14 protein-coding genes are annotated in these 13,702 nt (G+C 64.0%); 11 read left to right on the top strand and 3 right to left on the bottom strand.

Annotated features, from left to right (window positions below):
• Window positions 1-3: 3 nt before the first annotated feature.
• The 3 genes from JQ635_RS14475 to JQ635_RS14465 all read right to left on the bottom strand — a co-directional run bounded on the left by JQ635_RS14475 (window position 4) and on the right by JQ635_RS14465 (window position 2,979).
• Window positions 4-1,272, bottom strand: a complete 1,269-nt coding sequence (locus JQ635_RS14475; protein WP_211410546.1) for a class I SAM-dependent methyltransferase — start codon at window positions 1,270-1,272, stop codon at window positions 4-6.
• Window positions 1,273-1,357: 85 nt separating this feature from the next.
• The gene (locus JQ635_RS14470; RefSeq protein WP_211410545.1) at window positions 1,358-2,380 is read right to left on the bottom strand and encodes a lysylphosphatidylglycerol synthase transmembrane domain-containing protein; all 1,023 of its coding nucleotides are present in this window, start codon (window positions 2,378-2,380) and stop codon (window positions 1,358-1,360) included.
• A gap of 11 nt (window positions 2,381-2,391) precedes the next feature.
• Window positions 2,392-2,979: an SIS domain-containing protein gene (locus JQ635_RS14465; RefSeq protein ID WP_246583545.1), complete on the bottom strand. Its 588-nt coding sequence runs from the start codon at window positions 2,977-2,979 to the stop codon at window positions 2,392-2,394.
• A gap of 160 nt (window positions 2,980-3,139) precedes the next feature.
• On the opposite strand from JQ635_RS14465, the gene JQ635_RS14460 reads away from it, so the two are divergent.
• The 11 genes from JQ635_RS14460 (at window position 3,140) to JQ635_RS14410 (ending at window position 13,702) form a co-directional block, all read left to right on the top strand.
• Complete coding sequence (locus tag JQ635_RS14460) at window positions 3,140-4,168, top strand: SDR family oxidoreductase (protein WP_211410543.1); 1,029 nt, start codon at window positions 3,140-3,142, stop codon at window positions 4,166-4,168.
• 84 nt (window positions 4,169-4,252) lie between these two features.
• Entirely contained in the window at window positions 4,253-5,818 is a 1,566-nt protein-coding gene (locus JQ635_RS14455; protein WP_211410542.1) for a PfkB family carbohydrate kinase, read from the top strand.
• Between the two features lie 27 nt (window positions 5,819-5,845).
• Window positions 5,846-6,847 carry an NAD-dependent epimerase/dehydratase family protein gene (locus JQ635_RS14450; protein ID WP_211410541.1) on the top strand — a complete coding sequence of 334 codons (1,002 nt, stop codon included), beginning with the start codon at window positions 5,846-5,848 and terminating at the stop codon, window positions 6,845-6,847.
• 5 nt (window positions 6,848-6,852) lie between these two features.
• Window positions 6,853-7,464 (top strand): HAD family hydrolase, encoded by a 612-nt coding sequence (locus JQ635_RS14445; protein WP_246583544.1) that lies wholly within the window; start codon window positions 6,853-6,855, stop codon window positions 7,462-7,464.
• Window positions 7,461-8,498 (top strand): aminoglycoside phosphotransferase family protein, encoded by a 1,038-nt coding sequence (locus JQ635_RS14440; RefSeq protein WP_246583543.1) that lies wholly within the window; start codon window positions 7,461-7,463, stop codon window positions 8,496-8,498. Before JQ635_RS14445 ends, JQ635_RS14440 begins: the two co-directional genes overlap by 4 nt.
• Complete coding sequence (locus tag JQ635_RS14435; RefSeq protein WP_211410538.1) at window positions 8,473-9,321, top strand: transketolase; 849 nt, start codon at window positions 8,473-8,475, stop codon at window positions 9,319-9,321. Before JQ635_RS14440 ends, JQ635_RS14435 begins: the two co-directional genes overlap by 26 nt.
• Before the next feature lie 10 nt (window positions 9,322-9,331).
• Window positions 9,332-10,291 carry a transketolase family protein gene (locus JQ635_RS14430; RefSeq protein WP_211410537.1) on the top strand — a complete coding sequence of 320 codons (960 nt, stop codon included), beginning with the start codon at window positions 9,332-9,334 and terminating at the stop codon, window positions 10,289-10,291.
• A gap of 8 nt (window positions 10,292-10,299) precedes the next feature.
• Complete coding sequence (locus JQ635_RS14425; protein ID WP_211410536.1) at window positions 10,300-11,406, top strand: DegT/DnrJ/EryC1/StrS family aminotransferase; 1,107 nt, start codon at window positions 10,300-10,302, stop codon at window positions 11,404-11,406.
• Window positions 11,396-12,514, top strand: a complete 1,119-nt coding sequence (locus JQ635_RS14420; protein ID WP_211410535.1) for a DegT/DnrJ/EryC1/StrS family aminotransferase — start codon at window positions 11,396-11,398, stop codon at window positions 12,512-12,514. The genes JQ635_RS14425 and JQ635_RS14420 overlap by 11 nt, the downstream gene beginning before the upstream one ends.
• Window positions 12,511-13,317, top strand: coding sequence for a sporadic carbohydrate cluster 2OG-Fe(II) oxygenase (locus JQ635_RS14415; protein ID WP_211410534.1), 807 nt, complete (start codon window positions 12,511-12,513; stop codon window positions 13,315-13,317). Before JQ635_RS14420 ends, JQ635_RS14415 begins: the two co-directional genes overlap by 4 nt.
• Window positions 13,310-13,702: an LIC12192 family sporadic carbohydrate cluster protein gene (locus JQ635_RS14410; protein WP_211410533.1), complete on the top strand. Its 393-nt coding sequence runs from the start codon at window positions 13,310-13,312 to the stop codon at window positions 13,700-13,702. The genes JQ635_RS14415 and JQ635_RS14410 overlap by 8 nt, the downstream gene beginning before the upstream one ends.

The following is a 13,702-nucleotide window of genomic DNA, read 5'->3' as shown; positions in this document are numbered from 1 at the left end:
ACGTCAGTCGGCCCGGTCCACCATGGTAATGCCCGGCAGCGGCACCACGAACTTTCCGCCCTCGGCGAAATAACGGGCGTGCTTGGCCCGGATCGGATCGACATAGCGCCAGGCGAAGACGACGACAAAGGCCGGCTTGCGTTCGTAAAGGGCGGCGGGCGGCAGGATCGGGATGTCGTAACCCGGGCCGGCCATCACGTTCGCCTTCTTGGGATCGTCGTCCACCAGGAAGTCGATCTTGTTCTCCAGGCCGAACTGCGGCAGCAGGGTCGTGGTACCCACGGAGACGCCATAGCCGGCAACCGATTGGCCGCGCGCATGGGCGGCATCGGCCATCGCGACCAGCTCGTCGCGGATGGCGGCGATCCTCTTCACATAGGGCGCATAGTAGGCCGGCTGATCGACACCGAGCCGCTCTTCCTCAGCAACGAACCGCGCGACTTCCGCCGACGGCTTCTTGGCGCCGCCGGCGCGCTGCACGGTGACGCGAATCGAGCCGCCCTTGGTCCAGATGTGCTGAACGTCGATCAGCTCCATGCCGAGCCGGGCAAAGAAACGGATCAGCGGCTTGATGTTAAAATACGACAGATGCTCGTGATAGACGGTGTCGAGAAGGTTCTTCTCGGTCACGTCGACGCCATACTGCGTTTCGAACACGAACAAGCCGTCCGGCGCCAGCACATCGCGAACCCCGATCACCAGCGGATCGAGGTTGTCGACATTGGCGATCATGTTGTTGGCGATCACGACGCTGGCGGCACCATGGCTCTGAAGGATGCGGCGACCGATCACGTCGGTGAAGAAATCGCCGATGGTCTCGATCCCCGCCTCCGTCGCGCGCCGCGCAATGTCGACGGCCGGATCGACGCCCAGCACCCGCATACCCCGCTCCTTGAAGAAGCCGAGCAGCGATCCGTCATTGCTGCCGAGTTCGACGACCAGCGAGCCCGGCGCAATCCCGAAGCGGCTGACGACGTCGTTGGCGTAACCCGCGAAATGCTCCCGCAGGCCGAGCGAGAGCGAGGTGGTGTAGACGTAGTTGCGGTACTGGACCTCAGGATTGCCGACATGGAGGATCTGGAGGTGGCCGCAATCCCTGCACAGGTGCAGCGCCATCGGCACCGCGGCCCGGAAGACGGGATCGTCGACGCTTGCGTTGGGCACCTGGAAGTTCGGGGTGCCAATGGGCATGCCTGCCATCGGAACGACCAGCTCTTGCTTGTCCGAATGACAGAGACGGCAGGTATGACGGACGTAGAACAGGTTTTGCATCATGGAACCGGAAAACGGAGACAAGCGAGCGAGCGGGACAACCCCACCCTGTGAAGATCAGATCGACGGTAATGGTTCAAGTGAGTCAAGTGCGGCTCGAGACCTCCCCGGCCTTCGCCAGCCCGTAATCCAGCGGTTCTTCGGCAGCCTGCGCCGCCTTGTCCGCTGAATACGAGCCCCGCTCCGGACTGGCCAGCCAGATCACTCCGCCCGCCAGGCCGACGATCACGCTGACGGCCCCCAGCAGGAGCGAAACCGAAAGCGCTTCCTCGGAAGGAACGCCGGCCAAGCCGAGACAGGCGACCATTGCGCCCTCGCGAACGCCCCAGCCGCTGATCGAGATCGGAACCGCCGTCAGCAGGACCACCGGTGGAATCAGGATAGCGGCGTCCACCACCGAGAGCTGAGCTCCCACGCCGCGCGCCAAGGCATAGCACGCCGCCGCCGTCACGAGATGGATGAAGAGCGCCGATCCGAACAGCAAACCGCGGTGCTCGGATCGCAAGAGAAGAAATCTGACAAGCGTTCCAAACCGGACGAAGCTGGCGATCGCGGGAAGCGCGATGAGACGCTTCGGCAGGCGGTCGAGCGTCAACAGGACCACGGTACCGGCGACACCCGCCAGCGTCAGCCCTCCGATCGCCAGAATCGCGGCCTCGTTGGACACGCGCGACATCAGGAACGGCAATCCCGCCACCATCAGCACGATCAGCCCGATCAACGCCGTGAAACGGTCTGCGGCAACGCCCTTGACCGCTTCCGGCCACTGCACGCCACGCTGGCGCAACAGCCACATCCGAACCGCGTCCCCGCCGACCGACGACGGCAGCACCTGGTTGAACCAGAGGCTGATCATCAGGATCCGCCAACCAGCCAGCCAGTCCAGCGACACGCCGAGCGCGCGCATGATCAGCTCCCACCGGCCGTTGAGCGCGAAGGTCTGAAAGAAGATCAGCGCCAGCGCGAGACCGAACAGGAAAGGATCGACGGAGAGGAGATGGGTGCGCAATCGGTGCAGGTCGAGACCGCGCGCGATGTAGACCAGCACGGCGATCGACAGCAGCAGCTTCACCGAGAACAGGACCGCCTGCTTGAACCGCGCCTGCATCGGAGCCCGCCTCAGGATGCCGGGTATTCTGCGCGACCGATGACGAGGTCGATCGCGGCCATCATCCAGAACTGGTGCGTGGTCTCGACAATGTTGTAGCTGCGGCTGTCCACAAAGAAATTGACGTCACCGAGATTGCGCAGCGGATTGTCCGCATTCATGCCCGACAGTGTGATCACGCCGAGCTTCATCGTGCGCGCCTGCGCAACGGCATTCAGGATGTTCTTCGAGCGTCCCGACGAACTGATCGCGACGAGGCAATCGCCGGCGCGAGCGCTCAGCCGCACGGCGTGCGCGATCCAGTCCTCGAAACCGTAGTCGTTGGCAAGGCAAGACATCATGCTTGCATCGCTGAAGCAGAGCGCAGGCACCGATGCGTTCTTCGCCAGGTCGATCGCAAGATGCGAGGCGATGCCGGCCGAACCGCCATTGCCGATGAAGATGACGCGACCGCCCTGCTCGCGCGCGCGCAACCAGGCCGCGCGGGTGGCGGAGATGCTAACGAAAATACCGTCGTCAATCGACGTCGCGCGATGAAGGCGCCCCACGTAATCGTCAAGGAAGGCCTTGTGATCGGGATCGAGAGACTCGGCGGGCATGGGGTGGCGGCTCGACTGCAACATGTCGCCCTGATACCGGCTATTACTAGGGATTGCAAAGGTATAATACTTGCAAAAGTTGCGACCGGCTGTTAGTCGGCGTCAGGGTCTCACTCAACATTGGCGACGCCCGCAGGGCATTCGCGCTACGGATGTTCCCATGAAATGTATCGTGACTGGCGGCGCCGGTTTCATCGGCAGTCACCTCGTTGATCGCCTCCTCAATGACGGCCATGAGGTTATTGCGCTCGACAATTTCGTCATCGGACGTTCCGAAAATCTGTCGTCGCACGCCGGTTCGAGCCGGCTGAAGATCGTTCGCGCCGACGTCACTGACCGCGAATCGATCACCCCGTATTTCAACGGTATCGATTGGGTGTTCCACCTCGCGGCACTCGCCGACATCGTTCCCTCGATCGAATCGCCGATCCCGTATCACCGCGCCAATGTCGACGGCACGGTCAACGTTCTCGAGGCCGCGCGGCAGGCTGGCGTCAGCCGCTTCGTGTATGCGGCGTCGTCGTCCTGCTACGGCATCCCCGATGTCTACCCGACGCCGGAGAGCGCCGAGATCCGGCCGATGTATCCCTATGCTCTCACCAAGAACCTCGGCGAGCAGTGCGTCATGCACTGGTGCCAGGTCTACAAGCTTCCGGCGGTGGCGCTCCGTCTGTTCAACGTGTTCGGGCCACGCCATCGCACCACGGGAACCTACGGCGCCGTGTTCGGCGTGTTCATGGCGCAGAAGCTTGCCGGCAAGCCGTTCACTGTGGTCGGCGACGGCGAGCAGACCCGCGATTTCACTTTCGTCAGCGATGTCGCGGACGCCTTCGTCACGGCCGCACGCTCCGACGTCTCGCACGAGATCTTCAACGTCGGCTCGGACAACACCTACAGCGTCAACCGGTTGGTCGAGCTGCTCGGCGGCGACAAGGTCCACATCCCCAAGCGCCCCGGCGAGCCCGACTGCACCTATGCCGACATCACCAAGATCAAGCGGGTCCTGCAATGGACGCCGAAGGTGAAATTCGAGGACGGCGTCGCGACGATGCTGAAGTCCATGGACCAGTACAAGGACGCTCCCCTGTGGACAGTGGACAAGATTGCCGACGCCACCAAGGACTGGTTCAAATATCTCGGTGACGACAACGATGCGGCGTCCGGTACGCCGCACAAGGCAAGCTATTGAACAGGTTCGCGAGATATCGTTGCCGCGAATCGATCAATTCCGGGCCAGCCGGCCGAGGCCGGCCGGCGCTTTTGGGTAGTTCACATGGGTAATTTTTCGACAGACAAGGCGGCGGTCCATCCGGCACCGCACGAGAAGATCAAGACGCTCGAGGAATTGGGAGCGATCGCACGCGCCGCGCAGGCCGAGGGCCGTACCGTTGCGCTCTGCCACGGCGTGTTCGATCTGGTGCATCTCGGTCACGTCCGGCACATCCTGGCGGCGCGCAACGAGGCCGACGTCGTCATCGTAACCATCACCGCCGACCGTTTCGTCAACAAGGGCCCGGGACGGCCGATCTTTCCCGAGAACATGCGCGCCGAGATGCTGGCCGCACTCGGCACGGTCGACTGGGTCGCCATCAACCGGACCTCCAGCGCCGAGCCGGTCCTCGACACCGTACGCCCCGACATCTACGTGAAGGGCTCGGACTACGAAAATCCCGAGGATGACGTCACCGGCAAGATCGCCACCGAGCGCGAGGCCGTCGAGCGCCATGGCGGGCGCATCGTCTTCACGCGCGACGTGACCTTCAGCTCGTCGTCGCTGCTGAACCGCTACTTCGACATCTACGACCCCCCTCTGCGCGACTACCTCCAGAAGGTGCGCGAAGGCGGCGGCGCCGAACGCCTGCTGAAACTGATCGACAAGATCCAGGACATGCACGTCGTGCTGGTCGGAGATACCATCATCGACGAGTACCAATATGTCACGGCGCTCGGAAAGGCCTCGAAGGAGAACATCGTCGCGACCCTGTTCAAGAACCGGGAGCAGTTCGCGGGTGGCGTGATCGCCGCGGCGAACCACGTCGCCAGCTTCTGCAAGTCGGTCGAAATCGTCACGACGCTCGGCGGTGACGACTATCCCGAAGAATTCCTTCGCGCGCATATCCGCCAGAACGTCAAGCTGACGCCGATCCGCGTCGAAAACCGCCCCACCACCCGCAAGCTCCGCTACGTCGAGCTCGGCTACCTGCACAAGTTGTTCGAGGTCTACACCATGAACGACACGCCGGTCAGCGAGACCCAGCGGCAGGAGATCGACCGGGTCACCGCCGAGCGCGTGCGCGGCGCGGACGTGGTCATCGTCACCGATTTCGGCCACGGCATGATCGCGTCCAGCACGATCGACACGCTGATCGCGAATTCCAAGTTCCTGGCGATCAACGCCCAGAGCAACAGCGGAAACCACGGCTACAATCTGATCACGAAGTATCCGCGGGCCGACTACATCTGCATCGACGCACCGGAAGCGCGGCTGGCCGCCACCGACAAGTTCAGCGACATCGCATCGGTGATCGAGGGCGGTCTCCACAGCAAGATCGACTGCGACAACATGATCATCACGCACGGCTCCTTCGGCTGCTACCCCTTCTCGTCGAAGACCGGCGTCGCACGCGTTCCCGCCTTCACCAAGACCGTCGTCGACACCGTCGGCGCGGGTGATGCGTTCCTGACGATCACGGCGCCGCTGGTTGCCGCCGGCGGCAATATCGAGGACGTCGCCTTCATCGGCAATGCGGCCGGCGCTATCAAGGTCGGTATCGTCGGCCACCGCAGCTCGGTCGAGAAGGCGCCGCTGGTCAAGTTCGTCACCGCGTTGTTGAAGTAGCGCGAAGGCAAATTCTGGAGAACGACAGTGATTGATCAAAAGTGGAATGTGATGGTCACCGGTGGCGCCGGCTATGTCGGCAGCGTGCTGGTTCCCCAGTTGCTCGCCGCAGGCCACAAGGTCACGGTGCTCGACCTGTTCATGTACGGCGAGAATGTCTTCGACGCCGTCCGTGACAACCCCAACCTGCGCCTGATCAAGGGCGATATCCGCGACGAGGCCGCGATCAACGAAGCCCTGCGCGGCAACAATGCGGTGATCCACCTCGCCTGCATTTCCAACGATCCCTCGTTCGAGCTCGACCCGACGCTCGGCAAGTCCATCAACTACGACTGCTTCCGGCCGATGGTGCGCGCGGCGAAGAAGGCCGGCATCAAGCGTTTCATCTATGCGTCCTCGTCCAGCGTCTACGGCATCAAGGACGAAGCCGAGGTGACGGAGGAGCTGTCCTGCGAACCGCTCACCGACTATTCCAAGTTCAAGGCGATGTGCGAGACCGACCTCGCCGAGGAGGCCGCATCCGGGTTCGTCACCTGCACCGTGCGTCCGGCTACCGTCTGCGGTTACGCGCCGCGGCAGCGGCTCGACGTCGTCGTCAACATCCTGACCAACCTTGCGGTCAACACCGGCCGCATCCGCGTGTTCGGCGGGACGCAGCGCCGGCCCAACCTGCACATCCAGGACATGTCGGCAGCCTATCTGTTCCTGCTTCAGCAGGATGACGCGAAGATCGACGGCAAGACCTACAATATCGGCTACGAGAACCACTCGCTGATGAAGATCGCCGACATCGTCAAGTCGGTGGTCGGCAATAACGTCGACATCGCGGTCGAGCCGACCGACGATCTGCGCTCGTATCACGTCTCTTCGGAGAAGATCCGTCGCGAGCTCGGATTTGCGCCGACGCACACGATCGAGCAGGCCGTGTCGGGTCTGGTGGACGCCTTCAAGACCGGCCGTCTGCCGAACTCGCTCAACGACCCCAGGTACTTCAACATCAAGATGATGCAGAATATCAGCCTGAAGTGAGCGGCGTGCGGATCGGCATCGATTTCGACAACACGATCATCTGCTACGACAAGGTCTTTGCCGCCGCGGCGCGTCAGCGCGATCTGGTGCCGGAGGGCTGGGAGGGGCTGAAGACCGATGTGCGGGATTACTTGCGATCCCGCACTGGCGGTGAGCTCGCCTGGCAGGGCCTGCAAGGCTTCGTCTATGGCAAGGGCATCGGCGGCGCCGAAATCTATCCGGGCGTGCGGGAATTCCTGGCGGCGTGCAGACAGGCTGGCGCGAAGGTGTACATCGTCAGCCACAAGACCCGATACGGTCATCAGGACCCCGACCACACCGACCTGCGCGAGGCCGCGCGCGGCTGGCTGCGTGAAGTCGGCCTGATCGACGCTGCGGATGCGGCGGTGGCCGCCGGCGACGTCTATTTCGAGGACACGATGGCCGCCAAGGTCGAGCGACTCGCGAGCCTGGAGCTCGACGTCTTCATCGACGATCTCGTCGAGGTCTTCGACCAACCGCATTTCCCGAAGGCGACGCGATCGATCCTGTTCACGCGTTCGCAGGCCCTGCACCCCGAACATTGCAAGCCGATCGCGACATGGGCCGGCATCCGCAACGAAGTGTTTGCGGCATGAGCGAGCCCGACATCAGCGCAGCGGATGCAATGGCGATCGGCAGCCGTCTGGCGGGCGCCCCGGTCGCGGCCGCCCAACCGGCGCGATCCGGCGGCAACAACAGGGTGTTTCGGCTCGAGATGGCAAAGGGACCGGCCCTTGCCCTCAAGCATTATCCGTCCGACGGGCGCGATCGCCTGGGACAGGAATATGACGCGCTGTCGTTTCTGTCGCGCCACGGCATCACGTCGACACCGCGTCCGATCGCGAGGGATGCGGATGCGTTCTGCGCGCTGTATCAATGGTTCGACGGCGAGGCGGCGGTGCAGCGTCCCCAAGACGACGATGCGGATCAACTGGCGGATTTCCTGATCGAGCTGCAGAAACTGCGCGACGCCGACGGCGCGCAGACGTTGCGGAACGCTTCAGCCAGCATCTTCTCGCCTGAGGAAGCCATCGCGCAGTACGAGCAGCGCCTGGACGGATTACGGCGGGCCTCGGCTGACGAACCCGAGCTGCGAGCGTTCGTGGACAGCAGCCTGGTTCCCAGCACTGACGTCGCGATCCAGCGGCTCCGCCGGCGCTATACAGAACTGGGCCGGGATCCTGGAGAGGACCTTGCGCCGGTGCATCGCGCACTGAGCCCGTCCGATTTCGGGCTGCACAATGCGCTGCGCGGCGAAGACGGCCGCCTGCGATTCATCGACTTCGAATATTTCGGCTGGGACGATCCGGTCAAGCTCGTGTCTGACACCGCGCTTCACCCCGGTAGCGATCTGCCCGAAGCCAACGCAAATCGGTTGACCGAACGCCTCACGCAAGCTTTTGCGGCTAGGGATGACGCGTTTGCGATCCGCCGTGACGTACTGTATCCTGTGTTCGGGGCGATCTGGTGCCTGATTGTCCTGAATGCCTATTTGCCGGAAAGCCGCTCCCGACGCGCATTGGCCGCGCAAGGTGGCGATCTGACGGTCCGCCTCGCCGGTCAGCTCGCCAAAGCGCGCCGGCTCCACAAAACGATTTGCCAACGTGATCCAGATCTCACCCCACGCTGAAGCCGCCCTCACCTGCACGCTGGACGAGCGCAGCCTTTATTTGCGCCGCCTGGTGCTCGGTTCTGTCCGTTCCGCGGGACGCGGACATGTCGGACCTGCCCTGTCGCTGATCGAGATGGTCCGCGTGCTCTACGACGACGTGCTGCGGATCGATCCGAAGAATCCGCGCGATCCCAATCGCGACCGCGCCATCCTCAGCAAGGGACACGGTTGTCTGGCGCTCTACGCGCTCCTCGCCGATCGCGGCTTCTTCCCGCTGTCGGAGCTGGATGGCTTTTGCGGCCCCGACAGCATCCTGGGCGGACATCCCGAATACGGCATGGTGCCGGGGGTCGAGGCGTCGACCGGCGCACTCGGGCACGGCCTTTCGATCGGCGTCGGCCTTGCGCTTGCCGCGCGCATGCGCGAGCGCAGCTATCGGACCTTCGTCCTGCTCGGCGATGGCGAGATCAACGAGGGATCGGTGTGGGAAGCTGCGATGGGCGCGGCCAAGCACGGGCTCGACAACCTGGTCGCGCTGATCGACTACAACAAGCTGCAGAGCTACGGGCCCACCGACTACGTGCTGCCGCTGGAGCCGCTAGCGGACAAGTGGCGCAGCTTCGGCTTCGCCGTGCAGGAGGTCAACGGCCACGACGTCGGCGCCCTGCGCACCGTGCTGAAGCAGGTCCCCGCCGTTGCGGGGAAACCCACCGCCATGATCTGCCACACCGTCAAGGGCAAGGGTCTTCCGGCTGCGGAGTCCAACGCCGACTGGCATCACAAGAACAAGCTGACCGACAGCGAGCTCGACGCCATTCGCGTTGCTGTCGGCGATTTTTGATCGGCTCCCCATGCGCAACACCGCGATGAACATGGTCCACAAGCTCGCCGCGCGCGACGAGCGTGTGCTTTACATCGGCTCTGATCCCGGCGCCGGCACGCTGCGCGCGATGAGCAAGGAATTTCCCAAGCGCCACCTCATCGAGGGCATCTCGGAAGCTCACATCATCGGCATGTCGGCCGGCCTCGCGATGGAAGGCTTCGTGCCTTACGTCAACACCATCGCGACCTTCCTGACGCGGCGCTGCTACGAGCAGGTGGCCGTCGATCTGTGCCTGCACAATCTGCCGGTGCGGCTGATCGCCAACGGCGGCGGCCTCGTCTATGCGCCGCTCGGCCCCACCCACCAGGCGATCGAGGACATCGCCATCATGCGGGCGCTGCCGAACATGACGGTGATCTGCCCGTGCGACGCCGACGAGGCAGCGCGCATGATGGAGCAGACGCTGGACTGGAAGGGCCCGATCTACGTCCGGCTCGGCAAGGGCGGCGATGCCATCGTCTCCAAGGCCGAGCACGGCTTCGAGATCGGCAAGGCCATCCTGATGCGGCCGCCCGGCGACGTCGTGATGGTCACCACCGGCATCATGCTCCAGCGCGCCCTCGCCGCGGCCGACGTGCTAGCCGCGCAAGGCATTCGCGCTGGCATCCTGCACATGCATACGGTCAAGCCGCTGGACACCGAGGCGTTGCTGCAGACGGTGCGCGCCACTCGCCTGCTGGTGACGCTCGAGGAACATGTCCCCTCCGGCGGTCTGGGCAGCGCGGTCGCGGAGACGCTGATCGACAAGCTCGGATCAAACCTGCCCGCGATGCTTCGGCTGTCGCTGCCGGATCGCTTCATGCACAATTACGGCTCGCAGGACTCGTTGCTGAAGAAGCACGGGCTCTCCGCCAACGCCATTGCGACCTCGATCGAGCATGCGCTCGCGGCGTCGCGCACCTCCACTCCTCAACTTCATTCCACCTGACGGATCACATGTACGACGTTCGATATTCCTATCTGCTCGAGCAATTCTCCGATCCCGCCCCGATCCTGGCCGAGATCGGCCGACTGGTGGCGACCGGTGACTTCACCCTTGGCAAGCCCGTCGCCGAATTCGAGAAGCGCTTTGCCGAGCTGATCGGCGTGCGTCACGCCATTGGCGTCGGATCAGGCACCGATGCGCTCAAGCTGCCGCTCAAGGCGCTCGGCATCGGCCATGGCGACGAGGTCATCACCGCCGCCAACACCTTCATCGCCACGGTCGGCGCCATCGCCGAGACCGGCGCGACGCCGGTCCTGGTCGACTGCGACGATTCCTTCTGCATGAATGTCGACTATGTCGAAGCCGCGATCACTGAGAAGACCAAGGCGATCATGCCGGTCCAGTTGACCGGCGAGGTCACCGACATGGGCAAGCTGATGGCGATCGCGCAGCGCCACAACATCCCCGTCGTCGAGGATGCCTGCCAGGGCATCCTGTCGGAGTTTGCCGGAAAGCGGTCCGGCACCCACGGCATTGCGGCCGGCTTCTCCCTGCATCCGCTCAAGAACCTCAACGTCTGGGGCGATGCCGGCGTCGTCGTCACCAATGACGACGGCATGAACGAGAAGCTCCGCCTGATCCGCAACCACGGCATGAAGAACCGCGACGAGATCGCGATCCTCGGCTGCAACTCGCGGCTCGATTCCTTGCAGGCCGTCGTCGGCAACTGGCTGATCGGCCAGACCAGCGAGATCACGCGCCGCCGGATCGAGAATGCGGCCTATTACGACGCGGGTCTCGCCGGCCTGCCCGGCCTGCGCGTTCCGCCGCGCCGTCCCAACGTGAAGCACGTCTATCATCTCTACATGGTGTTCGCCGAGCGCCGCGACGAGCTCTACAAGTACTGCCTGGACAACGGCATCGAGGCCAAGATCCACTATCCGATCCCGCTGTATCAGCAGGAGGGTCTTAAGCATCTCGGTTACGCGCCGGGCACGTTCCCGGTCACCGACCGCCATGCCAAGGAAGTCATCAGCTTCCCGGTCGACCAGCACCTGACGCGCGCCCAGCAGGACCGCGTCATCGCGACCGTCAGGAAGTTCTGCCATGGACGCTGACACCGGCCGCCGGCGCATCGGTTACGTCAATCTTCCCGCCCAATTCGAGGAAGAGCGCGCGGAGATCATGCAGGCGGTGGAAGGCGTGTTCCAGCGCAGCGATTTCATCGGCGGGGCTGCTGTTGGAAAGCTCGAGGAGGAATTGTCGGTCTATCTCGGCTCGCCGCATGTGGTGACGCTGAATTCCGGCACCGACGCGCTGATCCTCGCGATGCGGGCGCTCAACATCGGTCCCGGCGACGAGGTCATCACCCCGCCGAATTCGTTCGTGGCCTCGACCGCCGCGATCATCGCGGTCGGCGCCACGCCGGTCTTTGCGGACGTGCTGCCGGACCAGAACATCGATCCGGCCGCGGTCGAGGCCGCCGTCACCCCGCGCACCAAGGCGATCATGCCGGTGCATCTGACCGGGCGCATGGCCGACATGAACCCGCTGATGGCGATCGCGAGCAAGCACGCTCTCGCCGTGATCGAGGACAGCGCGCAGGCCGTGGGCTCGACCTACGACGGACGCATGAGCGGCACCATCGGAACGTTCGGCTGCTTCTCCGCGCATCCCCTGAAGAATCTCAATGCCGCAGGCGATGCCGGCTTCCTCGTCACGGCCGACGCCGAACTTGCCGCACGGATCCGCCGCCTGCGCAATCACGGCCTGATCAACCGCAGCGACGTCCAGGAATGGGGCCTCGTGTCACGGCTCGACACGCTGCAGGCCGAGGTGCTTCGCATTCGCCTGCGCCACCTGCCCTCGGTGATCGAACGCCGGCGGCGCAACGCCGCGCAATACCGCGCCGAGCTCGCAGACTTACCGCTGTTCATTCCGCCCTGCCGCAACATCGAGTTCAACACCTTCCACACCTTCGTCGTGCAGACCGACCGTCGCAACGATTTCCAGAAATATCTTGCCGACAAGGGCATCGAGACCGCGATCCACTATCCGGTCCCGATCCATCTGCAGCCGGCGGCAGCGCATCTGGGTCACGGTCGCGGCGCGTTTCCGGTAACCGAGCGGCAGGCGGACCAGATCCTCACCCTTCCCATCAACCAATTCCTCTCGGCCGCCGATATCAGCCATATCTGCGCGACCGCCCGGGGGTACTTTGCATGACGGATACCGACTTCCTCGAGGCCGATGAGCAGGCGCTGGCGCAGCGCTTCGTCGACAACGGCTTTGTCACCACGCCGGCTGACGACCGCGCCGGGCTCGACCGCATCCAGCGGCGCGCCGCTGAGCTCGCGGCGGACTATCTCAAGCTGCCGCACAGCAACGATCCCTATGCGATGCTCGACACCATCCACACGCGGGTGAGCGTGGATGATCTCAACGGACTGCGGCTGCACGTCTTCAACGGCCTCAACGCCGAGCCCTGGTTCCGGCCGACCTATTTCCGTCTGGCGCGCTCAACGATCGAGACCATCGTCGGCAACGAGCTCTGCATGCAGCGCCGCGTCAATCTCAGCATCCAGCTTCCCGGCGACAGCTCGTCGCTGCTCGCCACCCATTCCGACGTCTGGTCGGGCGACTCGCCGTTCGAGGTCGTGGTGTGGGTGCCGCTGGTCGACGTTCACCGTACTAAAGCGATGTACCTGCTGCCGCCGTCCCTGAACGGCGAGATGCAGGACCGGATGGCCGGCCTGCGCAGCGCCGAGGAACTGTACAAGACCATCAAGCCGCACGCGACCTTCATCGAGATCCCTTACGGTCACGTCATGCTGTTCAACCAGACCCTGATGCACGGCAATCGCGTCAACGAGGAGCCCGGCACGCGCTGGAGCATGAACTGCCGCTTCAAGAGCATCATGTCGCCCTACGCGGACAAGCGCTTCGGCGAGTTCTTCGAGCCGATCCTGCTGCGTCCGGCGACGCGCGTCGGCATGCAGTACAAGCTGCCGGGAGGCTTCCATGGCTGAGCGAGCCGGTCACCGCGGCTATATCGGCGCCCGGCCGCTGAACGGCAGCCGCACCCCGCAGCACGTCCAGAACATCGTGATCCGCGACTACGCGCGGCGGAAGAACCTGCAGTATCTGCTCAGCGCCGTCGAGCACATCATGCCTGGCAGCTACATGGTGCTCGAGGACATCCTGGACGAGCTGCCCCGCCTGAACGGCCTGATCCTCTACAGCATCTTCATGCTGCCGCCCGACGAGGCACGGCGGCGCGAGATCTACGATCGCGTGCTGCGCGAGGGCTGCGATCTGCACGCGGCTGTGGAGGAGATCACGCTCTCGTCGCCGAAGGACATCCAGGCCGTCGAGGACATCCTGCTCGTCAACAAATTCGCGACCATCCTGTGA

This window comes from Bradyrhizobium iriomotense (assembly GCF_018130765.1).
Taxonomy (GTDB): domain Bacteria; phylum Pseudomonadota; class Alphaproteobacteria; order Rhizobiales; family Xanthobacteraceae; genus Bradyrhizobium; species Bradyrhizobium iriomotense_A.
The sequence above is the reverse complement of the archived record's forward strand: the minus strand, read 5'-3'. Positions and strand labels throughout refer to the sequence as shown.